This is a genomic window from Paenibacillus pedocola, from assembly GCF_031599675.1.
GTDB classification, from domain to species: Bacteria; Bacillota; Bacilli; order Paenibacillales; family Paenibacillaceae; genus Paenibacillus_AQ; species Paenibacillus_AQ pedocola.
On the sequence record NZ_CP134223.1, the window covers coordinates 3,359,019 to 3,385,542 of the forward strand.

A 26,524-nucleotide genomic window follows, 5' to 3' on the forward strand; every position below is an offset into this window, starting at 1 on the left:
TACAAAATTTGCTGGCAGAGAGGAGTAGATACGATGATACAAGGTTTTGGAGGCATCTTTTGGAGAACGAAGAATCTGGAAGCTATAAAAAAATGGTACAGCGATGTGCTGCAGATTGAGATAGGAGATTGGAATGGGACTGTGATTAAACCCCAATCAGGAAATGAGACGATCTTTTCTTTCTTCACCGAGAATGACAATTACTTTCCAACCGAACAACAGGTCATGCTAAACTTCCAGGTAAACGATCTGAACGAGACCCTTAAGCATCTTGAACAGATTGGTGTACCACTTGCAAAGCAAAAAGAGGAAAGTGAATATGGAAAGTTTATTTGGATTGAAGATCCTGACGGCCGGCTGATTGAGCTTTGGGAGAAGTAACTAACAGTCTTTACATCAAGTGTGGCTTTTCAAAATATAATGGAAAAGAAGACCGGAATGTACGGTCTTCTTTTTTTATGCGTTCTACAGCATGCTCTATATAAGCACATAAGTGGCGCTCAATGGTCCATGCACCCCGACAACAAGCTTCATCTCAATATCAGCTGAATTAGACGGGCCGGAGATGAGATTTATCGATGAGCCCAGCGGTTCGCCGGCCTGAACCCGCCGGTTCAGCGCTGCTGCTGCCTGTGTGGAGCGAAGAACGATCCGCTCCTTCTCAATAACCGCAATATAATGGGCTGGCAGAAAGTGAAGGGAGCGTCCCTGATCCGGGCGGCTCTCCACAACAATTGTTCCTGACTCGGCAAGAGCATAATCAGCGAAAATAACCGCCGTGTTCGCCGATTCAGCCCGCATAATATTCTGCTCTCTTCCTGCAGCTTCCTCCCACACGAATGAACCCGGGAAGGTGAGTCCGTAAGCGGCAAACCGGGGATCCCCGGAAGTCATTACGCTTCCTCCGCCATTTGCTTCAATCAGATCATCGAGTGTCCTCTGCAGAATCTCCGGCTTCGACTCAATGACCTGAGTGTGTATGAAAAAGCACTGCTCCTTAAGGATATCTATCAGATCGTCTTGAGTTAGACTGCCATAGCTGTCCGGCAGCAAACTCTGAATATCCGGAAGCTGAACCTCGCGCTTGCGTTCCCGTCCCAGCTTGGAGGCAATCGTGTTCAGAAAGGCCTCCTTATTATTCCCTGATGTATGATGATTCCCTGATACTGTCATTGGCCCGACTCTCCTTTACGTTTGTCCAGCCAGGCCCTGAAGCTGTCCTGCTGCTTGACGGGTTGACTAAGATCGCGGGCGCCAATCCAGCCATGGATCAGTTCCGGCCCTCTGACAATTCGGCCATGCCTACTCATCAGCCGGCTGGCCGGATGCGCAAACCGCAGTGTTTTACCGAAGAGAGCAGGGGAGGACAGCAGCCGCCCCGCCGCCTTCATCTGGAATCTTTCCATGGAACCGGTCCGGTTTTCCTTTACGATGTTCTGCCGGTGCAGGATAAGCTGCTCATGCAGCGGGATTCGGACCGGGCATACATCTGTGCAGGCGGCACACAGGCTGGAGGCAAAAGGGAGCTCTTTATAATCATCGTATCCGCCAAGCAGCGGTGTGATGACGGCACCAATCGGCCCCGGATAGATGGACCCGTAGGCATGACCGCCAATATGGCGGTAGACCGGACAGACATTCAGGCAAGCCCCGCAGCGTATACATTGTAAAGCTTCATTGAATTCGCTGCCGAGAATGTCTGAACGGCCGTTGTCCACGACAACCAGATGAAACTCTTCTGGGCCGTCGGTGTCACCGGCTGCAGAGGGTCCCATTACGGTAATGTAGCTTGTTAACTTTTGTCCAACGGCACTGCGGCAGAGGAGATTATCCAGCACCTCCATTTCCGCAAGCGTAGGGACAATCCGCTCCATGCCCATCACGGCGATATGCGTTTTGGGTATGGCCGCTGTCAGATCGCCGTTCCCTTCATTGGTCACCAGGTTAATAGCCCCCAGGTTGGCGACAGCAAAGTTGCAGCCTGTGATTCCGACCTCTGCCTCCAGAAATTTCTGCCGCAGGACCTTCCGGGCAAACCGGGCAAGCTTCTCAGGACTTTCGTCATCTGTATAGTCAAGCTTCTCAGTAAACACACGCTGGATTTGCCGCCGGTCTTTATGGAGTGCAGGAGCCACAATATGCGAAGGCGGGTCCCAATCATCCATTTGCAGGATATATTCACCCAGATCGGTCTCAATCAGCTCACAGCCGGCTTCAATCAGAACATGGTTCAGCTCAATTTCCTCTGTGACCATCGATTTGGATTTAACGATTTTTTTAGCCTGTTTCTGTACGATAACATCCCGGATATAGCTGCTGGCTTCTTCTTTGGTTGCTGCAAAATAAATATGGCCGCCTTTTTTCTCAATGTTTCCCGCGAGCTGCTCCAGATAATAATCCAGATTCTGCAGGGTATGCTGGCGGATTTGCTGGCCTGCAGTCCTCCACTGCTCCCAGTCTCCGAGCGCGGTGGCCGCGGACAGACGCCGGGTCTTGAGACTGTCCTGCGCTGAACCTACGGCATTTCGCATAAATGAATCCCCGAGTCCGTCTGTTGTCCGTTCGCTGAAATCACGTTTATCCGTTTGCAGGCTCAACTTTGGCTTCCTCCTTTGGTAATCACAGGATTCTGGTGGTTCAGCACTTCCGCAATATGCATAATTTTCACAGATTCTCCCTTGCGGGACAGGCGGCCGCCGATGTTCAGCAGACAGCCCATATCAGCGCTGATCAGAATATCCGCTCCGGTGTCTATGATACAGCTGCTTTTTTCATCCACCATCTGCTCGGAAATATCCGGCATCTTCACCGAAAAGGTCCCGCCGAAGCCGCAGCAGTTATCGCTATTTTTGAGCGGCTCCATGTGCAGCCCTTTTACATGCTCCAGCAGTTGAAAAGGGGTTTCCTTCTCACCCAGCAGTCTGGTCATATGACAGGAACGGTGGTAGGTGGCGTTCCCTTCAAGGCTTGCACCCACATCCGTTATGCCGAGTACTTTTACGATGAACTGTGTGAATTCATAAGACTTTTCCTTTAAAGTAATCGCTTTCAATTCCCAGTCCGGATCTCCCTTGAAGATCTTCGGATATTCATGAAACATAGCGATGCAGGAGCCGGAGGGAGCTACGACATAATCGGAGCGCTCAAAGGCAAGTATCATATTCTTCATCGCAAGCTTGGAATCTTCCAGATATCCGCTGTTGTAGGTCGGTTGACCGCAGCAAACCTGCGAAGCCGGATAATCGATTTCACAACCCAGCCGCTCGAGAACCTCAACCATTGCGATCCCGACCTTCGGGGTCATGAGGTCTACTAAACAAGTGGAAAAAATACTGACTTTCACTCCTTATCCCTCCAATCGAAATAACCCTAACCATAGCTTAACTCAAGAAGTCAATAAAAAACAACACAAAAACAAATAAAAAATGTGAATCTTATTGACAATAAATATTGTTAGCGTTTACACTATTGGTGGGAAATGGAACAATCACCTTGAGGGGGAGAAACAGTGACCAAACATTTGATGTACATCAATGGTCAATTTACCGAAGCAGAAGGTAAAGAGTGGATGGAAGTAACGAATCCTGCAACAGATGAAGTGATCTCACAGGTTCCCAAGGCTACTAGGAATGATGTCATTCGAGCAATCAATGCTGCTGAAGAAGCTCAATCTGCCTGGGAGGAGACACCTGCGGTTGAACGCGGGAAGTATCTGCATGCCATAGCAGACGGGATTCGTGCGGAGGCGGACAGCATCGCCAGACTGATCTCCGAGGAAGTAGGCAAAACACTGGAATTATCGGCCGTAGAGGTTAACTTTACAGCAGATTATATGGATTATATGGCTGAATGGGCACGACGCTATGAAGGGGAAATCGTTCAGAGTGACCGCGATAACGAGAACATCTTTGTATTTAAACGCGCAATTGGGGTTACTACAGGTATTCTGCCCTGGAATTTCCCGTTCTTTCTGATTGCGAGAAAGATGGCACCGGCCCTGATCACCGGAAATACAATTGTCGTCAAGCCAAGTGCGGAATCGCCGAACAATGCTGTGGCTTTTAGCAAAATTGTTGACGCAGCAGGGCTGCCCAAAGGGGTATTCAATCTTGTCACTGGCAGAGGGGCTGAGGTGGGCAATGAGCTGGCCAGCAATCCAAAAGTCGGGATGGTCAGCCTTACAGGCAGTGTGCCGGCCGGGCAAAAGGTGATGGAAGCTGCTGCTGAGAACATCATCAAGGTTAGTCTCGAGCTTGGCGGTAAGGCTCCAGCCATTGTTATGGACGATGCCGATCTGGATCTGGCCATCAAAGCCATTGTAGATTCACGGGTAATCAACACGGGCCAGGTCTGCAACTGTGCGGAGCGTGTCTATGTGCATGAGAAGATCAAAGACGAATTCACTGCCCGTCTGGTTGAGGCCATGAAGGCAGTGAAATATGGTGATCCACTGAAAGATAAGGATATCCAAATGGGGCCGCTGATCAACAAGGCCGCACAGGATTCCGTCCAGCAAAAGGTGGACCGGGCGGTTGAAGAAGGTGCAAAAATCCTCCTGGGCGGTAAAAAGGTAGAGGGAGCAGGCAGCTTTTTTGAACCGACGGTTATCTCAGAAGCTACGAATGACATGGAGATTGTACAAGAGGAAATCTTCGGGCCCGTGATCCCGGTGATTACTTTTTCCACCTTGGATGAAGCCATTGCGCTTGCTAATGACAGCGAATTCGGCTTAACCTCTTCTTTATATACGCAAAATCTTAATGTGGCTATGAAGGTCATCAAACGCCTGAAATATGGTGAAACCTATATTAACCGTGAGAACTTTGAAGCGATGCAGGGCTTCCATGCAGGCTGGCGGAAATCCGGCATCGGCGGAGCGGATGGTAAACATGGATTGAACGAATATCTGCAGACGCATGTAGTCTATCTGCAGTATGACAAATCAGTAAACTAAAGAAACAGGAACGCTATTTTTGGATGATCATAATAATAATTAAGAAGCTCCCGGGCTGCCAGGGAGCTTTTGTGATTATTGGCAATAATAAATAGCAAGGATGAATTGTTTCAAGTTAATGAAACCTGTGGCTTTTAATTAGGCCAACTGTTAGTATAATATTCATGTCATTAAGGATAGAGAAGAATGAGGGCAACGGAATGATGAAGGTGTTCAGACATAAAGCTTATTTTACTGGAGTACATGTAATGCTGTTTGTTTCTTTGTTAACAATACTATACGCCTACTCGCCGACAATCCGGGTGAAGGTGAAAGAGATTATTGATCCTGCAGATAAAGTCTACACGATAGCCCACCGCGGCGCTTCCGGATATGCTCCGGAGAACACCATCCCTGCTTTCGAGCTGGCGGCCGAGATGAAGGCGGATATTATTGAGATTGATATCCATTTAACCAAGGATGGGATTCCGGTCGTGATTCATGATGATACTGTTAACCGCACGACAAATGGCAAGGGTTATGTAAAAAACATGACCTTAGAGCAGCTGGAGCGGCTAGATGCAGGAACCTGGTTCAACGAAGCCTACCCGATGTTTGCCCGGGAGAAATATGCTGGCACTACAATTCCCACGCTTGATCAGGTATTTGAAACGTTCGGCAAAGAGATCAAATACATTCTGGAGATCAAGGATTCTGCACCAGGCGCTGGTATTGAAACCCTAATCAATGAATCCATTCAGAAATATGATCTGGAGGATGTGGTAGCTATTCATTCCTTCAGCGCAGGCAATTTACGCAAATTCCACAAAATAAACCCGGACATCCCGTTATATCAGCTGGTCTGGTATGATTACAACGCGGTGAGAGTCTCAGAAACTTATCTGAAAGACATAAAATCATATGCAGTTGGAATTAGCCCGAATTTTCAGGGGATCAGTTCGGCTTATGTAGCTCAGGTTAAGAATTTCGGACTGAAGGTAATGCCCTATACCGTAAATTACCAGCTCAACATGGATAAAGCCTATTCCTGGGGCGTGGATGGAGTATATACCAATTTTCCTGACCGTCTGCTCGAAGTCATTCACACCAACAGAGAGAATGCCCAGTGGTAAAGCGAGTGAGCCCGGAGAAGGTTGCGACTTATATATATAAAAGAGGTCCATTTCTTGTTCTTTACCCGGAACAAGAAATGGACCCTTTTGTCTTACAGCGTGCTGAACACGATGTTGCGGAGCTTGCGGGTAACGGCCATCGTGCCGGCATCCTTTTTCTGGACCATAAACAATACAGTCAGCGCGTCTGCCGGACTGTTGGTGAAATAGGCCCCAAGCCAGCCGTCCCAGCCGTATTCACCACGGCTGCCAAGGCAACCGGCTTTCCCTGGCTCAGTCATGATGCGCATCTGGTTACCATAACTATGTCCGCACAAGGAATGCCACGTATCGAAGCCTTTTTGCTGCCAGCTGCTTAAGGAAGCTGATGTCATATATTGAACCGTTCTAGGCTTCAATAACGTCACGCCGTTTAGAGATCCTTGATTCATCAGCATTGTCGTAAATTTGGCCGCATCGTCAATCGTAGACGCAAGGCCTGCTCCGCCGGACTCAAACAAAGGTTCCCGGTCCATCTGATGGCCGATGCCTAGATGACTTTCCGCGTACAGCTTCAAACCGCCTTCGCCGTCATCCTGATAGGTGTTCACAAGGCGCGCTCTTTTATCTTCAGACAGCCAGAAGCCGGTATCCTGCATTCCCAGCGGCTCGAAAATTTCCTTTTGCAAAAATTGGCCGTAGCGCATGCCGCTAACCGCTTCCACAATTGCGCCAAGAACGTCAGCCGACGTTCCGTATTGCCAGTACGAACCCGGGTCGAACGAAAGGGGGCCTTGACCCAGGCGGTTAGCGAATTCCAGAGTGCTCATCGCGTTATCTGTGTTCAAACGGCTACCCAGTTCCTGGAACAATGCATCTGTATGCTGCCCGGCTTTGTCTGTTCCGCCGTATACCAAACCAGAGGTCATGTTCAGCAAATCGTGTATGCATACCTCCCGGCTGGCAGGTACCAGTTCACCGTTTTTCTCAACCAGCGGGTTCCTGAACCCCGGTATATAGCGGCTTACAGGATCGAACAAATCGATCTCCCCACGCTCGAGCAGCATCATGACGGAAGCGGCGGTGACCGGTTTCGTCATCGAGTATAAACGATAAATCGAATCCCTTGCGATAGGGTGTCCTGACTCTATGTCAGCCAACCCGTCCTCATGGTAAAAAACTTCACTTCCGTCCTTGATCACCATAAAGTTCGCACCGGCGATTTCCTTGTTATCGATGCTTGCTTTTAGCGTTTTTTTCAATTGGTTGGTAACGTTGGGCTCCAGCATGTGGCCTCTGTCTCCTTCTCGAAATCAATTTTCTATAGAAAATAGTAAACGCTTTTTTAGCGGTTGTATAGTCCCGCATCATTTTATGAATGAACGCAGCCCGGGAATGACATCCTAAGGAAGTAGTATACAACTCAGTTTCCCGAGGAGGATTCTTGTATGACTCACCAGTTAAAAAGAAGAGAAGCTGCCTGGAAGTCACGAAAGCAAGAACAGCATCCCCATGGTAAAATCAAATCGCTTAAGACCTTGTCCAGCGAATATGACGAGAAGCATACTACTACTTTGTAAGGAAGAGAAGGGCTGCCTGAGTATTGCCGGCAGTCCTTCTTTTCCTGCATAAAAACACTTTGACGAATTCTATTTTTTGGCGTACGATAAACCCATCAAATAAATTTGATTTGTTGAGGTTAATCTATGGATACAGAACAACAATCACGGATTTTTACGAATTACGAACAAAAGTTCAAGGCACTGGCCGATCAGAAGCGTTTAGCGATTTTACTCGAAATTAATAAACATTCTGAAGTCTGTGTGTGTGATCTGGAGGGAATTGTAGATCTTCCGCAATCTAAGCTGTCTTATCACCTTAAGCTGTTGTTTGATGCAGATTTAATTAAATGCCGCAGAGAAGGCCGCTGGAATTACTACAGTATTAATGAGAAGGTTATGAAGTATCTTTTGCCGGACGACGTATGTTGTGTTTTTTACCCGCCGACTACATAAATCGCGGGTAAAAATTTATTCCATACATCAAAATAATTTGATGGATAGGGAAGGATATTAACACCCTATATATTGAACTTAAAAAATACAATTAGGGAAAAGTGGCGGAGGGGAATTTGGGAACTGGAGGAGCGAATGCGTCCGCCTAAAAGCTTTCCATAGGAAAGCTCGCTTCGAAAGCATAAGCAGGCTGCGGATTTCTACCGATAGTAGCGGTATTAATCAAGAAATCTGCAGACAACAGCGGCCGGAAGTCCAAATATTCTCTGTAGTCACGGCCCATCCCAAATAGAAAAATCACAAGTTCAATCTATATAGATGATTAAATGAAAGAAGGTATATACGATGGTGAAGCTAAACCCGGATTTTGTAAATTACATAATCGGCAACAAATTAAATCAAGACATTCTAAAGGGACAGTTTGGCCTTGAAAAAGAGAACACCAGGGTCGATAAGCGGGGGAATCTTGCCTTAACGCCTCACCCGAAAGCCTTTGGCTCAAAAATGGATAATCCTTATATCAAAACAGATTTTTCGGAAAGCCAAGTGGAGATGATAACCCCTGTCTTCCATACCATTGAGGAGACCTATCATTTCCTGGATGCACTGCAGGATATCGTGACGCTGGAATTGACTGACGAGTATTTGTGGACCAGCAGCAATCCTCCAGCGCTGCCGCGTGAAGAGGATATTCCCGTTGCCCGGATGAATGACCCCATAGAAGACTCTTATAGGGATAAGCTGGCCAGAAAGTATGGAAAAAAGAAGCAGCTGCTCAGCGGAATCCACTATAATTTTTCGTTCGATGAGGGTTTTCTGCAAAGGCTATATCATGCTTCACAAAATCAAGGTGGCTTTAAGCAATTCAAAGACGGAGTTTATCTAAAGGTCGCACGGAATATTCTGAAATACCGCTGGTTACTGATTTATTTGACAGGCGCCAGTCCTGTATTCAATAAATCCTATGTAGAACAATGTGTTTCCTTAAGTGATCGGTTGGATGACGAAAGTCACTTCTTCCCCAATATGAGTTCACTTCGCAATAGTGTGTGCGGTTATCGGAATGAAAAACCTTTGTATGTTTCTTTTCACTCTATAGAGGAATATGTGCGCGATTTGAGGGACTTGGTTCTTTCTAAGGAGTTGCTGAGTGCAAAAGAGTTTTATAGCCCCATCCGGTTAAAGCCGGCGAAAGGAGACCAGCCGCTTCAGGAGCTTCAGGATCACGGGGTAGCTTACATAGAATTACGGATGTTTGATTTAAACCCGCTTTATAAGAACGGAATCGGCCTGCAGACCTTGCAGTTTGTGCATTTATTTCTTGTCTATCTGCTGATGGTACAAGATGAACCCTTTAACCAACAGGAACAGAAGCATGCGGATTTAAATGTGGACCTTCTTCTGATGACAGGGCTCCAAGAGGAACTGCGGGACGAGGGCTTATCCATCATTGATGAAATGCAAAAAATGATAAAAGCACTGCAGCCTGACGATCAGGCAATGGTCCAGTCTCTGGAAGAGCAAAAAAACATATTAATGAATCCGGAGCTTAGTTACGCCTCTGTCATTAAAGCAGAAATTCAGTCTTCATCCTATTTGGATTATCACCTGGACAGGGCGAAGCAATATGCACATGAAAGCTCTGAAGCCGGTTACAAGTTCGCAGGCTACGAAGATTTAGAATTATCGACTCAGCTTTTATTAAAAGCTGCTGTTAAGCGCGGAATCCGTTTTGAGCTCATCGATCGTGATGATAACTTTGTTATCCTTACAAAAGGAGACCATCAGGAATATGTTAAGCAGGCAACAAAAACGTCCCTCGATTCCTATAGCACGGTTCTGATCATGGAAAATAAGATTGTGACGAAGGAAGTTCTGAAGCAACACGGAATTAGGGTTCCGGCCGGAAAAGCTTATCGAAGCCCGCAGGAGGCTATACTGGATTATGAACTTCATCGGGAAAGAAAGATTGTGGTTAAACCGAAATCAACCAATTTTGGACTGGGTATCACCATATTCACCCATAGCTTTACAGAAGAAGATTATCGGCAAGCGATTGAAATGGCCTTTGCTCATGACCAGACGATCTTACTTGAGGAGTTTATAGCCGGAAAGGAATACCGGTTTCTGGTGATGGGGGATGAGGTTGCCGGAATCCTGCATCGGGTACCCGCCAATATTACCGGGGATGGCATTCATACAATTGAACAATTGATCGCCCTGAAAAACAAAGATCCGCTCAGAGGCATAGGATACAGAACCCCGCTTGAACGGATTCAATTAGGCGAAGCCGAAAAGCTGTTTTTGAAAAATCAGTTCCTGAACCCCTCCGATATCCCAGGATCAGGTGAGGTGATTTATTTAAGAGAGAACTCAAATATCAGCACGGGCGGGGACAGTATCGATTATACAGACGATATTCCGGAAAGCTATAAACAAATGGCGATCCGTGCAGCCAAAGCGGCAGGAGCTACCTTTTGCGGAGTGGATATGATGATCGGGGATATTAATGAAGAAGCAAGTAATGATAATTATAGTATTATCGAAATCAATTTTAATCCTGCTATTCATATTCATTGTTATCCTTATCAGGGAATGAATCGCAGAGCAGACGATAAAATACTCGATTTATTATTCGGACCGGTACAAGTGTAATCTCTGTTGTAAACCGGCTAAGATTTCTTCCGGCATTTCTCTAACCTTAATATCCTCGCCCAGGAAAAGCAGCCAGCTGGTTATCTCAGTCAATTCTTCCGGCTTTTCTATATGGATAAAAGTCTTTATAATCGCTGTTGTTTGGTACGGATTCGTATAGGATAGTGACACTTTTAAAGGATGGTATTTCTTAAACTGGGCAATTGCTTTTGGACCGAGCTCCAGAACAAGATTAATTGCTTCTTCCTGCTTACTTAGTTTCTCTAAAATCTTTTTTTTGCTTACTCTTTTTTTCTCCGGGTAGGGAATGACATTAGTAAGATGATCAACAGGATAGATCTCTTTCTTTTCATCCTTCAGGTTAAAGGCTTCAATCATCCAGAGGCTTTTTTCACGGTAAAGGTGCAGGAGATAAATAGGATAGGTTTCTTCCTTAAGGCTAATCAATAAATAGCTGTCCAATAAAAGGATCTGGATCAGCTTTTCCAGCATGGGATGTGGCAGATCCGAAAGATCCAGCAGGTCAGGATTACTCGGATTGGTCCCTTCAAACAGCAGGATCTGATTTAAAAGAAACAGGTCCTCCTGCTGATTTTCGGATATGAGGCCCAGTAATTTTTCAGTTAAAGACTGGCGGCTCTGAAGATAGGGGAGTTGCAGATTTCTTGTGGCCATAAAGGCAATGAATAGAGCTTTGACCTCATTGCCGGTAAAGCGGACAACGGGGAGGACAGAGTTGCGCAAAACCGAGTATCCTCCATCTCTTCCAACTTCTGCGACAAGCGGCATGCCCAAGGCCTCTATTTCTCTAATATCCCTAATAGCGGTCGAACGGGAAATGTTAAATTCACGCATGATTTCAGAAATAGTAAAGTGGGCACGGTTGTTGATATACCGCATGATGATATTAATCCGCTCAACTTTTTTCATGGGAGCTCCTAAACAGTATCATTATTTGACATGATTCAAGGCTATCATATAACTATCAAGTGATAAAGACAAATCCAAAAGAAAAGGAAGGGATAGTACATGACTCCATATACCCTGGAAGAAAAAGAAGGCTTCACTGTTGTAGGATTAGGAACTGAGCTTAAGAGTGATTACACAGATTATGCGGGTATTAACAAGGAAAAGACCGAGTTTTGGGAGGCCGTCAGCCAAGATGGAAGGCTTGATTATTTAAAAGGCATTGCCCTGAATGACTATATTTTTGCCGTGAATGAGGCAGTGAACAGCAAGATGATGCATTATGCAGGCGTCATGACGGAGGCAGCAGCACCCGAAGAAGCCAGAGTGATCCAATTTCCCAAGGGGCCATATCTCGTGGTTAAAGGGGAAGCGAAGACGGCAGATGAATTAAATAATAAGCTGGCCGGGGTTGCCTTTGGTCAAGCCTTGCCTGAAGCTAAGGATTTCGCCTATGTAGGGGGGCCAAACACCACTGCCCTGATGGGGGAGCGGGACGGCTTCGTTTACGGTGAAATGTGGATTCCTGTTGTAAAGAAATAAGGAGCTGAAAGGAGGCAGAGGTATGTCCTATATCGTTGATTTCAAAAATGTGTCTGTGACCGGGTTAGAGTCTTCACCAGTAGCTGAAGCGCTTGCGGGTTTACGTGCGAATGAAGCCCGGTACTTTATGAACAAATACAAGCATGAATTTACGGTTGTACCCGCCAGCGAAAGCCAGGAAACCCTTGAGTATGTGAACCGGATTTTGAAAATAGAACGTGATCTTGAGTTTGCGGCCAAGCCTTTAGAAACGTCGCGCTTTCAAGTGGAGAATATCCGGTTTGCCTACGTTTTTTACGAGGATGGTCTTGCGCTGAATGTTATGTATACAGTTGATGACCCCAAGAAGCGGGCGGTTGGTTTTAAGCTTTCCGAGGGGATGGAGGTTCCAAAGGAGTTAGAAACAAAGTTTAAGTTTGCCCGGCAGAAGTCTAAACTGGCTGGAACGATCCGGGGCTCGTTTTTTGTAATAAAAGGAGAGTATTAATCTAAGCATATACGCATTTCGAAAAGTCCGGATTCCGGGCTTTTCTTTGTTTATATACAATAGTCGGTGCTTGTACAGCATTCTTGCAAAAGTACAGTAACATTTCCGCCGGCCGGATGCTATTCTTAGACCTGCGATACCGGAAGAGCCTACAGAAAAGGAAGTGGTGCCGAGCATTTTTAAAGAGCATTTTTGAATGCGTTTACATTGGCGTGATTTTATTCTGTATCAGTAAGGTGTGCTTACTAGAGGCAAATATATGAGGGAGGCGAAACAATGAACAAAATAAGAACATGGAAGCTCAGTCTCGTCATAATGGCACTGTTGACTCTGCTGCCGGCGGCTACGGGAAATGCGTCTGCTGTGCTTGAAGAGGTTCCTTTCCCGATGGATTCCAGCAATCAGGCCGGTTGGTGGTCTCCTATTGATACGTATGGACTAGGTTTTGAATATGCATACATGGCATATAATGCGCCAGGGTCAACCGCAAGCAAGCATACGGTAGCCATTGCAAGACGGGACAACGACGGCATCTGGAGCAAGCTCCCTCTAATGAACGGCACCACCCCTGCGGAGTTTAATGATGATCTTGGCCATAATCAGCCTTCCATAGCCAGAGACGGAAGCGGACGGTTTCACGTCTTCGCCTCCATGCACAGCAATCCATGGAATTACTACCGCTCGGATACGGTAGGCGGCATCCCACAGAATCATTCGGATGAGCTTCCCCAAGGCATGAATGTAACTTATCCGATAGTTACAACCGCCCCTAACGGAGATTTGTACTTACTGGTCCGTGTCGACAAAGATACTGCAGGCAAGAGGGAGGCCGTCCTGTTCCGCTGGAATAACGCGGAATCGGTGTGGAGCCAGATCAAGGTGATTGCGTCTCACCTTAACCGGTCTGTCTACCCTGATGATCTGGTCTTCGATTCTAACGGAGATCTTCATATCTTGTTCGAGTGGGCGTATTTTGCCGCAAGTCCTCTGCGCCATCAATTATCGTATCTGAAATACAGCCCATCTACGAACATCTTTACTAAGGCGGATGGAACATCTGTAGTGCCGCCAGTCTCACTGACTACAGCGGATATTGTACAGCCCTTGGCTCCTGGCGAAATCTATGTACAGAGTGGCAGTGATCCCGGCGGACCGGGTGTTCAGAGTGCAAAAATGACCGTAGATTCGGATGGCCATCCCTATATCGCATACCGCTATCGGGAAGAAGGAAGTACAAGCTTTTCGGTGAAGCAGGCCACTTATGGTACAGGGGGGTGGACACTGCAAACGGTCTATAATGCTGCTCCGACGAACGCAGCTATTGATGTGACCTGGACAGGAAATGCGGCAAGAATCTACTACGTAAAAAGCAGCGGCAGTGACCGGGCGTTCATGGCAGTAAATACAGGCGGAGCCTTCACTGAAACCTCTCTTGCGCCGGGTATCCCGGTGGAACGGCTGGCAGTGGACCGAAGTCCCAAGGGTGTTGATATTTTGTATCTGGTGGATATAACGAATCTGAAGCTCTATTACGGTCGAAACGAATAAGCTTAGATTGGGAAGAAGAGAAAGAAGGGATGTCAGAACACACAGCCTTATAGGATTTATAGGACTTGACTGTGTGTTCTGACGTGTTTGTTAGTATTTAAACTTTGACAACTATTTTATAGCTGTATGGCTCCAGCTCTACCATAATGTTGCCCTCCGCCGAACTAACAGGTTTGTTGTCCAGCGTATCCTGCCAGCTGCCCTCTAGTGGAAGAGAAAGGGTAACAGGCTGTTCGGAAGCATTCATCCAGATGGTCAAATGGGTATTGTTATCCTTCCGTTCATAGACAAAGGAGCGTTCCTGGGCTTCAGCTTGCAGAAATCTGAAATCACCGGTGCGCAGAGCCGGATATTGCTTACGAAGCCGGATCAGTGCCTTGTAGCAGCTGAACAAGTCCCGATCCTGCCGCTCTTCTTCCCAGATCATACATTTCGGCAATCCGGATCGCCATCGCCCTCAAGGCCAATCTCGTCTCCATAATAAATGCAAGGTGTTCCGGTAAAGGTGAGGAGATAAGCGATGGCCAGCTTAAGCTTTCTTTTGTCGCCTTTAAGCTGGGTAAGGACACGCGGAGTGTCGTGACTGGCCATCAGGTTGAAGAGTACTTCATTAGCCTGTTGCGGATAACGCATCAGCAGGCTGCTAATGTGGGAAGCGAAGGTTTCAGCATCCATGTCATCTGATTTCAGATATTCGAGCAAGCGGTCGGACAGCGGATAGTTCATCACGGAATCAAACTGGTCTCCTTGCAGCCAGCGCAGGGAATCGTTCCATACTTCTCCAATAATAAAGGCATCCGGATTTATCGCTTTGACCCGCCCGCGGAATTCCCTCCAGAAGACATGATCAATCTCACTGGCCACATCCAGACGCCATCCGTCTATACCGACCTCCTTCAGCCAGTATTCTGCAATATCAAGTAAATATTCACGGGTATCCGGATTGGCGGTATTCAGCTTCGGCATTTGTTCAAAGAATCCGAAAGTATCATAGTTCGGATTTCCTTCCCGTACTTTCACCGGAAACTCGTTAATATGGAACCAGTTCACATATTCCGATTGCTCTCCATGCTCAATCACATGCCTGAATTGTGGAGAATTAGCGCTCATATGGTTGAATACGGCATCAAAAACAATTCGGATCCCTTTAGAATGAGATTTCTCCACCAATTTTTTCAACAATTCCAAATCCCCGAAGTGCGGATCGACCTGTTTATAGTCCATCGTATCGTATTTATGATTGGTGGGGGCTTCAAAGATAGGAGTAAGATATATGGCCGTAATCCCCAAGTCCTCCAAATAATCCAGATGATCGATAATTCCTTGCAGATCACCGCCAAAAAAGCTCTCTTCTGTGGGTGTATCTCCCCATGGTGAGGTATTCTCCGGGTCATTGCCGGGATCACCGTTTGCGAAACGGTCCGGCATGATCTGATAGAACACAGCGGACTTCGCCCATTCAGGCGCCTGGAACAAATCAATCTCATGGATGTACGGCCGGTCATAAAATCCAGCAGGAGCCTCCGGCTCTTTGGTTAAAATGTCATTTTCGGTCATCCAAACAGTTTCTTCCCCGCTGTGAAAACGGAATCCGTAGGAGAAGCGCCGATGCTCCGGCCGTATGGCTGTCTGCCAGTAATCAAAGAACCGGTCGGATGACACCTTTCGCATTTCGTACTCATGGTGATAGGTTTCCCAGTCATACTTATCCCCTATAAGTGCAAAAACCCGGTCTACATTCAGCTTCTTGGTCCGGACACGAAGATGGAAGGTATCCTTATCATACAGGTACGCCCAGTTGCTGTGTGGTACATGGTGCAGGCAATCCAGCTTAATGTTTGTTTGAAGTCTTGCAGAGTTGATGGCTTGTTCGTTTGAGATCATGTGGTGTCCCTCCAAAGCGGCTAGTATTGGTTGAATTACTTTTATAGCTACTCCAATTTATTAAAATATTAACAATTACTTGTACACCAGCTTTTGAAAAAATAAACATTCAGGAAACCAATTGATTGCACATTACGGTATAAGGTTAATAATTGACATCCATAAACGAAGAAGGTGGATGTCAATATGCAGGCCATATGGAAAGGGGCTGTCAGCTTCGGGCTGGTGCATGTTCCCGTGAAAATGTATGCCTCTACCGAGGATAAAGATATCACGCTCCGGATGCTCCACAGGGAGTATAAAGAACCGATTCAATATAGACGTACCTGTCCTAAATGCGAACAAGAGGTTCCCTGGAGCGACATTGTCAAAGGCTATGAATATAAAGAAGGACATTATGTTACCTTTGAGCAACAGGAATTAGAAGATCTTGTTTCTGAAACCTCACGGGAAATACGTATTATCGATTTTGTTGATTTGTCCGAGATTGATCCGATCTATTTTCAAAAAACCTACTACCTTTCACCAGAGGAGACCGGCCAGCATGCATATATGCTGCTCGTGAATGCACTGGAATCTACGCAAAAAATCGGAGTTGCCCATGTAACGATACGCCAGAAAAGCAGCTTGGCTGCGGTAAGAGTTATAGACGGAGTACTCTCTCTGGTGACGATGTTCTATGCTGAGGAGTTTCGCGACAGATCTCAAATTCCTAACTTGCCGGATAAGGAGAAGGTAGACCGCAGGGAACTGGATATGGCAAAAATGCTTATAGAACAATTAACTGCCAATTTTGAACCCGAGAAATATAGAGATGAATATAAAGCGCGCTTGCGGAGGGCCATTGAGGATAAGATGGAAGGAAAGGAAGTAAAACCGGCTAACGATGAGAAGACAGCCAATGTGCTCGATCTTATGGACGCTTTGCAGGCCAGCTTGAAGCAGCTGAAGCCGTTTGATGAGACTGATAAGGATAGCAAACCCTCCAATAGACGCGCAGCAAGCCGCACAAAACGCACAGGGGCTTAAATGAAGAAGTTCTCATAGAAAATTGTGAACCCGAAATTTCTCCTGCTTGTTAGGGTAGAAGAGATTTCGGGTTCATTTAATTATTTGCTCAGAAATTCATATCACTCAGACCCGGACTGTGCTCATTCGGCATCTCTGGCATAACTGGAACCGGGAAACCAGGCGGAGGAGGAACGACCTCCAAAGTGCCTTTATTCCGGCTAGGAGAAGTCCCCTGGAAGATTTCGGCCATCCTGGTTGGATCCAGACTAAAGTTGAACTGAGCATTATGGTAGCCCATATCAACAAATTTGCGGCATTCCGGATATTTATTGATGTCATAGTTTGGTATTGGGAATATATTGCCCCAATTCACGCCAAGGGTCTCAAGTGCCTTTGCAAATGCGTTCTGGTGCGCATTATCTCGTACAATAAGGAAAGCCAGAGTTTCACGGAATGTTTTATTGGAGCTCATTTCATAAATCCGCGTTTTCTGGAGTACCCCTGTAGATTCAAGGACAACATTGTTCAAGAGGTCACTGATCAGATTGCCATGGCTATATACATAATTCCCCATCCACGGATTACCCGCCGCATCTACAGGCAGTGAGCTTTGTGCACCCACAATGAAATGATGCGGATTAGCATGCCTCACTGCTTCATCCAGAGGTGCGCCATCAGTGCCTGCATTTCCGGCCTGCGCTTCACCGGATCCGTTCAGAAGCTGGTTGATTGTATGCTGTACCAGATCTACATGGGCAATCTCCTCTAAGAATATGCCGCGAAGCAAATCGCGAAACTGCGTTTCTTTCCCCCGGAAATTACTGCTTTGGAAAAAATACTGCATCATCGTCCGCATTTCCCCATAATGACCGCCCAGAATCTCCTGCAGTACTTTTGCTGCTGCCGGATCTGGCTTATCGACTACAATATCGTTAATCAAACCCTCTTTATAAAAATACAAAAGTACATCCTCCTTGTACATCTGGTGTGAGCTATTTCACTGTAGTTTCCCTTGCAGCAAGAATGTTTATGCACATCCTGTAGTACATCGTCATTTTAACTGACTGAATAAATACAGCCGCAAGAACCACAATAAGCATGTTAGCAATAAATAAGAAGGTGGTTCTTCAATGAAAGGTAATAAAGGGGCCTTAATCGCACTTGCTTCGATTCCATTAATTATGACACTTGGCAATTCCATGTTATTACCTATACTGCCTCAAATATCAAAAGAGCTGGGGATTAATGCTTTTCAAGTAAGTATGATCATCACGGTATATGGCCTTATCGCCATCCTGATGATTCCTATTGCCGGATATTTATCGGACCGCTTTGGACGTAAAATCGTCATATTACCCAGTCTTATCTTGGCGGCCTTAGGGGGCGCAGTCTGTGTTGCGGCTGCTTGGTTTTTCACGGGGGTAACAGCTTATTGGGTAATCCTTGGGGGGCGTTTTCTTCAGGGGATTGGAGCAGCAGGCGCATTTCCGATCGTCCTACCTTTCGTAGGGGATCTGTTCAAGGATGAAAAGGAGGTCAGTAAAGGATTGGGAGTCATTGAGACCTCCAATACCTTCGGTAAAGTACTAAGTCCGATTCTTGGCGCTTATTTGGGTATCGTGCTGTGGTATGCACCGTTTATTGCCATTCCTGTCTTGTGTCTGATTTCGTTTACGCTGGTTGTGTTTCTGGTAAAGAAACCAAAGTCAGAGGAGAAGACTGAAGTCAAAAGCATCGGGCAATTTTTAACTGGCATTAAAGAAATTCTGCATGAAAAGGGCCGGTGGCTGTATGCGATTTTTGCGATTGGCGGAATATGTATGTTTGCAACCTTCGGAGTGTTGTTCTATTTATCCGAGACCTTGGAATCGGAGTATAACCTGCATGGAGCTTCTAAAGGATATGTGCTGGCAATTCCCCTTGCACTGTTGTGTCTGGCTTCATACGGAAGCGGGAAGATTATCGGGAAAAATAAGCTGTTAATGAAATGGCTTGGCTTCGGAGGAATGGTTCTGCTAACGGCGGCAATGCTCATTACAATCTTTAGTCAGAATATATTTTTTATGGTAGGATTCTTAAGTGTAAGCGGTATTGGGATTGGTGTGGTACTGCCTTGCATGGATGCGCTAATTACAGAAGGTATTGAGAAAGATAACCGGGGTACGATCACCTCATTATACAGCAGCATGAGGTTTATCGGGGTTGCGCTGGGACCTCCGGTTGTGTCACTCCTGATGATCCGGGGGCATTGGGTCTTATTCGGCACTATGGCAGCCGTAGGGGCGGTTGGCGGACTGCTGTCCTTATTCGCTGTAACGCCAAGCAAGGAGGAGAATGAAGGAGGAGAACATTCAAGCGAAAGCAGTTTTGGGCAAAAGAAAGGCACTCTGTTCCGTCAGCGGGCGCGGTAGACTGTACTATTTTGCAACAACTGCATATCTTGAACAAAAAAACAGGGGATGTCTAATTGGCCTTAAAAAGGCCGGTTGGACATTCCCTTTTTAAGATGTGCTGTCCAGTTACAGCGATAAAGCCTTATTCGCCGTTGTAACGTCATTGCTGAGCAGCTTTGGAAGATCATAAGACGGGTACAGGCCAATTTTGGTGGCGAAGGAGACTGAGGCACCAGTGATATTAAAAGATTAGCCTAAACAGCAAAGAAGCAAAAAAGTCGATTCTAGGTCTAAAATGCGTTTTTTTGCGAAGAATTGACTACCATTATTTGATACACTTGTGCATATTTGGTGCCGGGACATAACCGAACGATTCTGTAAGATTCGTATAGGAGAAGCCTGCACAATATGAAGGATTCTATGAAAGGGGTGAACATCTCCAGAGAAAGCTGAGAACTTTATAAATAACATAAGGATTCGAAGTTGCGTTGTTCTGCTGGTTTCGTGATCAGATTTTCCCCTGATTTCTAAATTGAATTTTAGATACGTAGGAGGAGTTAAGTACATGGGTAAAAAAGCTAATTCCATCAAGAAACCGGTTCTTGCATTCATGATGTCATTTCTAATGGTAATTTCGCTTGTGGTTCCCCAAACTCCGGGATATGCAGAGACAGCGGACAGTCAGCCCGGCCGTCAGGCAGAATATCTTAACCGCGGATTGGTTGCAGTCCTGCAAGGCAATGGCGTATTCCTCAGCTGGCGGTACTTGAATACGGATTCGGATGAAATCGCTTTCAATGTATATAAAAACGGAAATAAAGTCAATGCGGCACCTATCAGCGAAGCTACGAATTATGTAGATACGACAGGCGCAGACAGCTCGCAATACCAGATTTCCACCGTTGTTGCCGGTAAGGAAGAAATGCAGCCGGAGATCGTATCGGTACTGCATAACAATTATTTACCTATTCCGCTGGATAAACCGGCCGATGGCCGCACGAAGGACGGCGGCACGTATTCCTATTATGCCGGCGATGCCTCTGTCGGAGATTTGGATGGCGACGGCGATTATGAAATCGTTTTCTTGTGGAGCCCGAGCAACTCGAAAGACAATTCTCAGGCCGGTTATACCGGAAATGTCTATATCGACGCCGTTGAGCTTGACGGCACGAGACTATGGAGAATCGATCTGGGTATCAACATCCGTGCCGGAGCACATTATACCCAGCTGATGGTGTATGATCTGGACGGAAACGGCAAAGCCGAAATCGTCGTCAAAACAGCAGACGGCACGAAGGACGGCCAAGGCACTGTCATCGGTGACGGCACTAAGGATTACCGCAACGAAGGCGGGTATATCCTGACGGGTCCGGAATATCTAACACTGTTTGACGGACAAACGGGAGCGGCGGTTTCCTCTGTTGAATATGTACCGCCAAGAGGAGACGTAAGCGCATGGGGTGACGGATACGGCAACCGCGTAGACCGGTTCCTGGGCGGCATTGCCTACTTGGACGGCGTGAAGCCAAGCGTAGTCATGGCCCGCGGATACTATACGCGCACCGTGCTGGCGGCTTTCGATTATATTGGCGGCAAACTTGTACAGCGTTGGACCTTCGACACTAACGAAGCCGGAGCTCAGTATCAGGCACAAGGTAATCATAATTTAAGTGTGCTCGATGTCGACTCCGACGGCAAAGATGAAATCATGTACGGCGCACTGGCAATTGACGACGACGGAAGCCTGATGTACAGCACCGGACTCGGCCACGGCGACGCGATGCATGCGGGTAAGCTCGACCCGAACCGGGAGGGCTACCAGATCGTCAGCGTGCATGAGCATACGAATGCCGAATACGGGCTGGAAATGCGCGATGCCGCTACTGGTGAAATTATCTGGGGACAGTATACGGGCAAAGATACCGGACGGGGGATGTCCGCGGATATCGATCCGAATTATCCCGGATATGAATCCTGGGCGTCTACAATTGTGGATGGACAGATGGATCCCTTAACCAAAGGATATGCAGCTAATGGTGAGGTCATTTATGAACAGAACCAAGTTCCGAAGACTGCCAACTTTGCGATCTGGTGGGATGGGGATCTCCAGCGGGAGCTATTCGACCATGAATGGAACAGCACCACGGCAAAAGGCATTCCGCTCATCTACAAGTGGGATTACGAGAATAAGCAGTTGAAGGAAATCTTCCGGGCAACGGGAGCCTTGACCAATAACCACACCAAAGGTAATCCGGCTCTTCAGGCCGATATATTGGGCGATTGGCGCGAAGAGCTTCTGCTCCGCAGCGAAGACAGCACCGAATACAGACTCTATACGACAACAATACCGACAAGCTACCGTATTCCTGCGCTGATGCAGGATCCGGTATACCGTCTGGGCATAGCCTGGCAAAATGTCGGTTACAACCAGCCGCCGCACACCGGTTTTTATCTCGGGACGGAAGCAACAGCATTCCCTAAAGCGAACTTGGCTCTTACCGGCGGACCGGAAGTACAGGAGCAGGTGTATCACTTTGACTTCGGTACTGACACGGCCGCAGGTACAACCGCTGTGCAGGATAACGTCTATACACAAGAGACGGGTTACGGCTTCGAGAATATAAGCGGCATTACGGTGGGCACCAATAATGTTACCCTGCCGGAAAACGCCAAATTCACTGTTAACCTGCCCAATGCCAATTACAAGGTAACGCTCAAACTGGGCGATGATTCCCGGAGCACGAATGCAGGTGTCAAATCCGAGTATGTTCAGAAACTGGCTATGACCAGCTTGAACACTGGAGAATCCCGGGAATATTCCTATGACGTTGCGCTGGTAGACGGCCAGCTGGAATTTATCTTCTCCGGCTCGGCCATTAACGTTCAGGAACTTATCATCTCGAAGTACCCGGAGAAAACGCAGGGAGCAGGAACTACGATTTATATGGCCGGCGATTCGACGATGCAGTCTTACAGCAGTATGCAGGCTCCGCAGGAAGGCTGGGGTCAGCAATTCGGCCGGTATTTTGACAGTGGCGTAGTGATCCAGAATGATGCAATCGGCGGCAGAAGCAGCAAATCGTTCATGGTTGACGGCCGTCTGGACACGATCCTGCAGCAGATTAAGCCGGGCGACTTCTTCTTTATATCCTTCGGTCATAATGATGCCAGCGCCGGCATTCCTGACCGCTACGCGTCTCCGGCAGATTACAAATTATACTTGACCCGTTATGTGAACGGAGCCAAACAGCGCGGCGCTACACCGGTGCTGCTCACTCCGGTAGGACGCAGAGATTTCAATACGATTACCCAGGAGTTTAACGTTAGCTTCCCGGAATACGTGAAGGCCGCCAAAGAGGTGGCGGAAGAACAGGGTGTGGCACTGGTTGATTTGAGCCAGTTAAGCATCGCGTATTACGATAAAATCGGACTAAGTGCTACGGAGAAAATTTTCCTGTACGCTAATCCCGGTGAGTATCCGAAGTACCCGAACGGCATTAGTGACAATACGCATTTCAGCAGTTACGGTGCGCAGGTCATTGCAGCTTTGGTTGCCGGAGCAGTAAAAGACATGAATTTAAGCATTTCTCCGTCTGTCATCGATCCGGACATCTCGGAACCGGAACCAGAGCCGGAGATCCAGATTTATGAGGAAAACTTTGAGGGAGATCCTGCTGCTGCTCAATACTCAATGGTGAATGCCACAGGTATCGCCGGTCAGATGACGGGTACGGTCGTAGATCAGAGCGGAAACAAGGTATTGTCCGTTGCCGGATCCGGTTCCGGTAATCGTGCGAAGGTATTCCGGTTGTTTGATGCGGTCAACGGCGATATTGTTAATGTCAATTTTGACTGGCATTCCGGAAATGTAAGCGCATCCCCATCGGAAGGACATCTGACGCTGCAGGATGCGAACGAGAATATTATTCTCACTCTGTTAACGAAGACCGGCACTACAGATCCGTATACGAAAATCCATTATTTTGTAGGTCCTTATACTCCAGACTATGGAACCGGTACTACAGCTGTTCCGAATGGTGGAATCGCCACGAACATCCTCAAAAATCAGTGGGTGAATGTAGATGCAAATCTTAACTTTGCCAAGAAAACAATCGATTTGACATTGACGAGTCTTGCGGATTCCAGTATCAAACAGACGATTCAGGATATCCCGATGAGTCCCGGCGTCTACGCCAATAACGTAAGGGGAATCCGGTTCCTGGGGACCAGAAAGGGCGGCGGCGGCACATTGAGCTGGACCACCCAGATCGACAACGTGAAGATTGAAGGTACGAAGCTGCCGCCGGTAGCAGGCGATCAGACGGCCTTGATTGCGCTTCGCGACGAGGTGAAAGCCTTGGATCTGTCGGCTTATTCTGAGGCATCCAAAACCGTGCTTAACAGAGCTTTGGCCGCTGCCGAGGCGGTCATCGGTACGGAAGCGACACAGGCCCAGGTCGACCATGCTTTGAACATGCTGACGGTCGCAAGGGATTCGCTGACGAGTGAACCTGTTGGCGAAATCAGTGAGTACAAGTTTGATTTTGGCTCCGGTAACGCTGCCGAAGGATACTTGAAAGTAGATGCCAAGCGGGCATACGTCGAAGGTAACGGGTATGGCTTTGCCGATACCGCGCTGCTCGAGGATGAGAACCGGGAAACCGGGGATAAACTTAAGGAGGATTTCACCCGCGTGTACGGCACCTCCTTCCGGGTGGAAATGGAGCCAGCCAATTACCGCGTAACGTTAACCATCGGAGATTCGCAAGAATCGACCAACACAGGCGTTGTTGTAGAACAAATGCCTAAATTGCCGGTTGCAACCGTACCGGCAGGCCAGTTTACCGAAGTAACGTACGACATTGCCCTGATTGACGGCGTGTTTGACTTTACGTTCCCGGGCAGCACACCGAAGATTAACGCGATGAAAATCGAACGTCTTCCGGGTAGCGGTGCTGGCGATAAACCAGTCCTTTATCTGGCGAGCGATTCTACGGTGGCCAATTATGCCGAGAGCTATCGTCCGCAGACTGGATGGGGTGAAACACTGGGCGGTTATTTCGATCTGGATAAGATCAGCATCGATAACAGGGCAGTCAGTGGATTAAGCAGCAAAACCTTCCTTGTAGGCGGATATCTCAACGACATTCTGCTAGGCATACACGAAGGGGATTATCTCTTCATGCAGTGGTCGCACAATGATTCCACACCTTCCCGTCCGGAGCGGTACCTTACACCGGAGCAATTTAAGGTCTATCTGAAAGATTACATTAACGGGACTGTACAAAGAGGGGCAACTCCAGTACTGGTTACGCCGGTGAACAGACGCGATTTTACCGGAGAAGTGCTCAATAAGAGCTTCCCGGAATACGTGCAGGCGATGAAGGAAACGGCGCAAGAAACCGGAACCCTGCTCATTGATCTGAATCAGGCCAGCTGGGAAGTTTTCCAGGAGCTCGGTCCTGAAGGCACTAAATCCATTTTCATGTGGGTAGGTACAACAGAAGACAATACCCATCTACAGATGAACGGTGCGATCAAGGTATCCGAGTTGGTGGCACGGCTTGTGCAGGAGCTGGATATACCGCTCTCTGACCTGGTCACCCTGGAAGAGGAACCATCCGATCAGAAAGCACCGCATACGACCGCTACAGTAAAAGGAACATTGCAGAATGGCTGGTATACTTCAGCAGCAGAAGTGACGTTCACCGCGACCGATGAAGACTCCGGAATCGAGTCAACTTCCTTCCAAGTCGACGGCGGTGAGGTCGTGAGCGGTACGCATCTGACCCTGAGCGACGAGGGAAAGCACAACGTGACCTATTGGAGTGTTGATGTGGATGGCAACAAAGAGGCAACACAGACGCTTTCGGTGCCGATTGATCTTGCGCCTCCGGCGATCGACATTCAAGGACAGACGGAATACACGATTGACCAGCATATAAACATCACTTACTCTGCATCCGATACGGTCTCCGGTGTCGCTGAACCTAGCGGCGTACTGGTGAATACATCAGCCTACACGCTGGATCCCGGCTTGAATGTAGTAACCGCTGCTGTCTATGACCTTGCTGGCCGGGAACAGACGGTAGACTTTAGCTTCGGGGTCAGCGCTACCTTCGCAAGCCTGTCCGAACTTACGCGCACCTTTGCAGGCGGCTCGCAAGACCCGAACGCAGGCACGGCCGCCGAGAAGCTTGCCGGTATTCTGCAGCAGGCTGAACAAGCGGCGAATGCACATGAAGGAGCTAAGGCCCGCCAGCTGCTCACTACCTACAGCAATGAGGTTGCTGCCGGCAGAAGTACGGTCTTTACAGCTGAACAGGCTGATGCACTGCTTAAGTGGGCTGCATGGCTCAGCCAGGCGACGCCGCTGGCAAGCAGCGCTCCCGGCACTCCGGTCTTGTCTGATAATAACGGCTACGACACGGGCCTGAAAGACGGAGACTATACCATTACCATGAATCTGTGGTGGGGCAATAACGGAAACCGGTTCAAGCTGTATGAGAACGGTGAACTGATCAAAGAAGTAACCCTAGTTGACCAGTCTCCGTCCGCCCAATCTGTTCAAATCGACGTTGTCGGCAAGAAGAACGGCACCTATGTGTATACCGGCGAATTAATCAATTCACTGGGTACGACCAAGAGCGCTCCGCTCACTGTGACTGTTACAGATGCCGCTCCGGGGAAAGCGGTGTTGTCGAATGACAACTGGGATCGTGACGGAAGCTTTAATGTCAGCATGAATCTGTGGTGGGGAACGAACGCTACCGAATACAAGCTGTACGAGAATGGAATTCTGGTAGATTCACAAACACTGCAGGCTCATACTCCTGGTGCCCAATCGGCAGTAACGGCCATATCCGGCAAAGCTCCCGGAACCTATGAATACGAAGCTGTATTAAGCAATTCGGCGGGTGAAACCAGAACGGCTAAGATGGTCATAACAGTACGAAAGTAACCACAGCAGTACAGCC

20 protein-coding genes are annotated in these 26,524 nt (G+C 47.7%); 12 read left to right on the top strand and 8 right to left on the bottom strand.

Annotated features, from left to right (window positions below):
- Window positions 1–33 precede the first annotated feature (33 nt).
- Complete coding sequence (locus tag QU597_RS14580; protein ID WP_310828682.1) at window positions 34–381, top strand: VOC family protein; 348 nt, start codon at window positions 34–36, stop codon at window positions 379–381.
- A gap of 96 nt (window positions 382–477) precedes the next feature.
- Here QU597_RS14580 and QU597_RS14585 read toward each other — a convergent pair whose 3' ends face one another.
- The 3 genes from QU597_RS14585 to QU597_RS14595 are packed head-to-tail and all read right to left on the bottom strand — an operon-like array spanning window position 478 to window position 3,343.
- Complete coding sequence (locus tag QU597_RS14585; protein ID WP_310828683.1) at window positions 478–1,173, bottom strand: LutC/YkgG family protein; 696 nt, start codon at window positions 1,171–1,173, stop codon at window positions 478–480.
- Window positions 1,170–2,597 (bottom strand): LutB/LldF family L-lactate oxidation iron-sulfur protein, encoded by a 1,428-nt coding sequence (locus QU597_RS14590; protein ID WP_310828684.1) that lies wholly within the window; start codon window positions 2,595–2,597, stop codon window positions 1,170–1,172. Before QU597_RS14590 ends, QU597_RS14585 begins: the two co-directional genes overlap by 4 nt.
- Complete coding sequence (locus tag QU597_RS14595; protein ID WP_310828685.1) at window positions 2,594–3,343, bottom strand: (Fe-S)-binding protein; 750 nt, start codon at window positions 3,341–3,343, stop codon at window positions 2,594–2,596. The genes QU597_RS14590 and QU597_RS14595 overlap by 4 nt, the downstream gene beginning before the upstream one ends.
- 165 nt (window positions 3,344–3,508) lie before the next feature.
- On the opposite strand from QU597_RS14595, the gene aldA reads away from it, so the two are divergent.
- Complete coding sequence (gene aldA, locus QU597_RS14600; protein WP_369698821.1) at window positions 3,509–4,954, top strand: aldehyde dehydrogenase; 1,446 nt, start codon at window positions 3,509–3,511, stop codon at window positions 4,952–4,954.
- Window positions 4,955–5,154: 200 nt separating this feature from the next.
- Entirely contained in the window at window positions 5,155–6,066 is a 912-nt protein-coding gene (locus tag QU597_RS14605; RefSeq protein ID WP_310828686.1) for a glycerophosphodiester phosphodiesterase, read from the top strand.
- A 92-nt stretch (window positions 6,067–6,158) separates the two neighbouring features.
- Here QU597_RS14605 and QU597_RS14610 read toward each other — a convergent pair whose 3' ends face one another.
- On the bottom strand, window positions 6,159–7,334 hold the full coding sequence (locus QU597_RS14610) for a serine hydrolase domain-containing protein (protein ID WP_310828687.1): 1,176 nt from the start codon (window positions 7,332–7,334) through the stop codon (window positions 6,159–6,161).
- A 159-nt stretch (window positions 7,335–7,493) separates the two neighbouring features.
- Between QU597_RS14610 and QU597_RS14615 the strand changes: the two genes are divergently transcribed.
- The 3 genes from QU597_RS14615 (at window position 7,494) to gshAB (ending at window position 10,715) form a co-directional block, all read left to right on the top strand.
- Window positions 7,494–7,625, top strand: coding sequence for a DUF6254 family protein (locus QU597_RS14615; RefSeq protein WP_236329984.1), 132 nt, complete (start codon window positions 7,494–7,496; stop codon window positions 7,623–7,625).
- Between the two features lie 126 nt (window positions 7,626–7,751).
- Window positions 7,752–8,060 (top strand): ArsR/SmtB family transcription factor, encoded by a 309-nt coding sequence (locus tag QU597_RS14620; protein ID WP_310828688.1) that lies wholly within the window; start codon window positions 7,752–7,754, stop codon window positions 8,058–8,060.
- Between the two features lie 345 nt (window positions 8,061–8,405).
- Window positions 8,406–10,715: a bifunctional glutamate--cysteine ligase GshA/glutathione synthetase GshB gene (gene gshAB / locus QU597_RS14625; RefSeq protein ID WP_310828689.1), complete on the top strand. Its 2,310-nt coding sequence runs from the start codon at window positions 8,406–8,408 to the stop codon at window positions 10,713–10,715.
- On the opposite strand, the gene QU597_RS14630 is transcribed toward gshAB, so the two are convergent.
- A complete protein-coding gene (locus tag QU597_RS14630) occupies window positions 10,692–11,645 on the bottom strand; it encodes a helix-turn-helix transcriptional regulator (RefSeq protein WP_310828690.1) in 954 nt (317 codons plus the stop codon). The genes gshAB and QU597_RS14630 overlap by 24 nt on opposite strands.
- Before the next feature lie 99 nt (window positions 11,646–11,744).
- Between QU597_RS14630 and QU597_RS14635 the strand changes: the two genes are divergently transcribed.
- The 3 genes from QU597_RS14635 to QU597_RS14645 all read left to right on the top strand — a co-directional run bounded on the left by QU597_RS14635 (window position 11,745) and on the right by QU597_RS14645 (window position 14,259).
- A complete protein-coding gene (locus QU597_RS14635; protein ID WP_310828691.1) occupies window positions 11,745–12,224 on the top strand; it encodes a GyrI-like domain-containing protein in 480 nt (159 codons plus the stop codon).
- 22 nt (window positions 12,225–12,246) lie between these two features.
- Entirely contained in the window at window positions 12,247–12,711 is a 465-nt protein-coding gene (locus QU597_RS14640) for a DUF8821 family protein (protein ID WP_310828693.1), read from the top strand.
- A gap of 276 nt (window positions 12,712–12,987) precedes the next feature.
- On the top strand, window positions 12,988–14,259 hold the full coding sequence (locus QU597_RS14645) for a BNR-4 repeat-containing protein (RefSeq protein WP_310828695.1): 1,272 nt from the start codon (window positions 12,988–12,990) through the stop codon (window positions 14,257–14,259).
- A 97-nt stretch (window positions 14,260–14,356) separates the two neighbouring features.
- On the opposite strand, the gene QU597_RS14650 is transcribed toward QU597_RS14645, so the two are convergent.
- Both QU597_RS14650 and QU597_RS14655 read right to left on the bottom strand, forming a co-directional pair.
- The gene (locus QU597_RS14650; protein WP_310828696.1) at window positions 14,357–14,686 is read right to left on the bottom strand and encodes an alpha-glucosidase C-terminal domain-containing protein; all 330 of its coding nucleotides are present in this window, start codon (window positions 14,684–14,686) and stop codon (window positions 14,357–14,359) included.
- Complete coding sequence (locus QU597_RS14655; protein WP_310828697.1) at window positions 14,683–16,143, bottom strand: glycoside hydrolase family 13 protein; 1,461 nt, start codon at window positions 16,141–16,143, stop codon at window positions 14,683–14,685. The genes QU597_RS14650 and QU597_RS14655 overlap by 4 nt, the downstream gene beginning before the upstream one ends.
- Before the next feature lie 186 nt (window positions 16,144–16,329).
- Between QU597_RS14655 and ku the strand changes: the two genes are divergently transcribed.
- The gene (ku, locus tag QU597_RS14660) at window positions 16,330–17,172 is read left to right on the top strand and encodes a non-homologous end joining protein Ku (protein ID WP_310828698.1); all 843 of its coding nucleotides are present in this window, start codon (window positions 16,330–16,332) and stop codon (window positions 17,170–17,172) included.
- A gap of 88 nt (window positions 17,173–17,260) precedes the next feature.
- On the opposite strand, the gene QU597_RS14665 is transcribed toward ku, so the two are convergent.
- Window positions 17,261–18,115 (bottom strand): manganese catalase family protein, encoded by an 855-nt coding sequence (locus QU597_RS14665; RefSeq protein ID WP_310828699.1) that lies wholly within the window; start codon window positions 18,113–18,115, stop codon window positions 17,261–17,263.
- A gap of 169 nt (window positions 18,116–18,284) precedes the next feature.
- Here QU597_RS14665 and bcbE point away from each other — a divergent pair, with 169 nt between their 5' ends.
- Both bcbE and QU597_RS14675 read left to right on the top strand, forming a co-directional pair.
- The gene (gene bcbE, locus QU597_RS14670) at window positions 18,285–19,565 is read left to right on the top strand and encodes a bacillibactin exporter BcbE (RefSeq protein WP_310828701.1); all 1,281 of its coding nucleotides are present in this window, start codon (window positions 18,285–18,287) and stop codon (window positions 19,563–19,565) included.
- A gap of 547 nt (window positions 19,566–20,112) precedes the next feature.
- A complete protein-coding gene (locus tag QU597_RS14675) occupies window positions 20,113–26,508 on the top strand; it encodes a rhamnogalacturonan lyase family protein (protein WP_310828702.1) in 6,396 nt (2,131 codons plus the stop codon).
- Window positions 26,509–26,524: the final 16 nt, after the last annotated feature.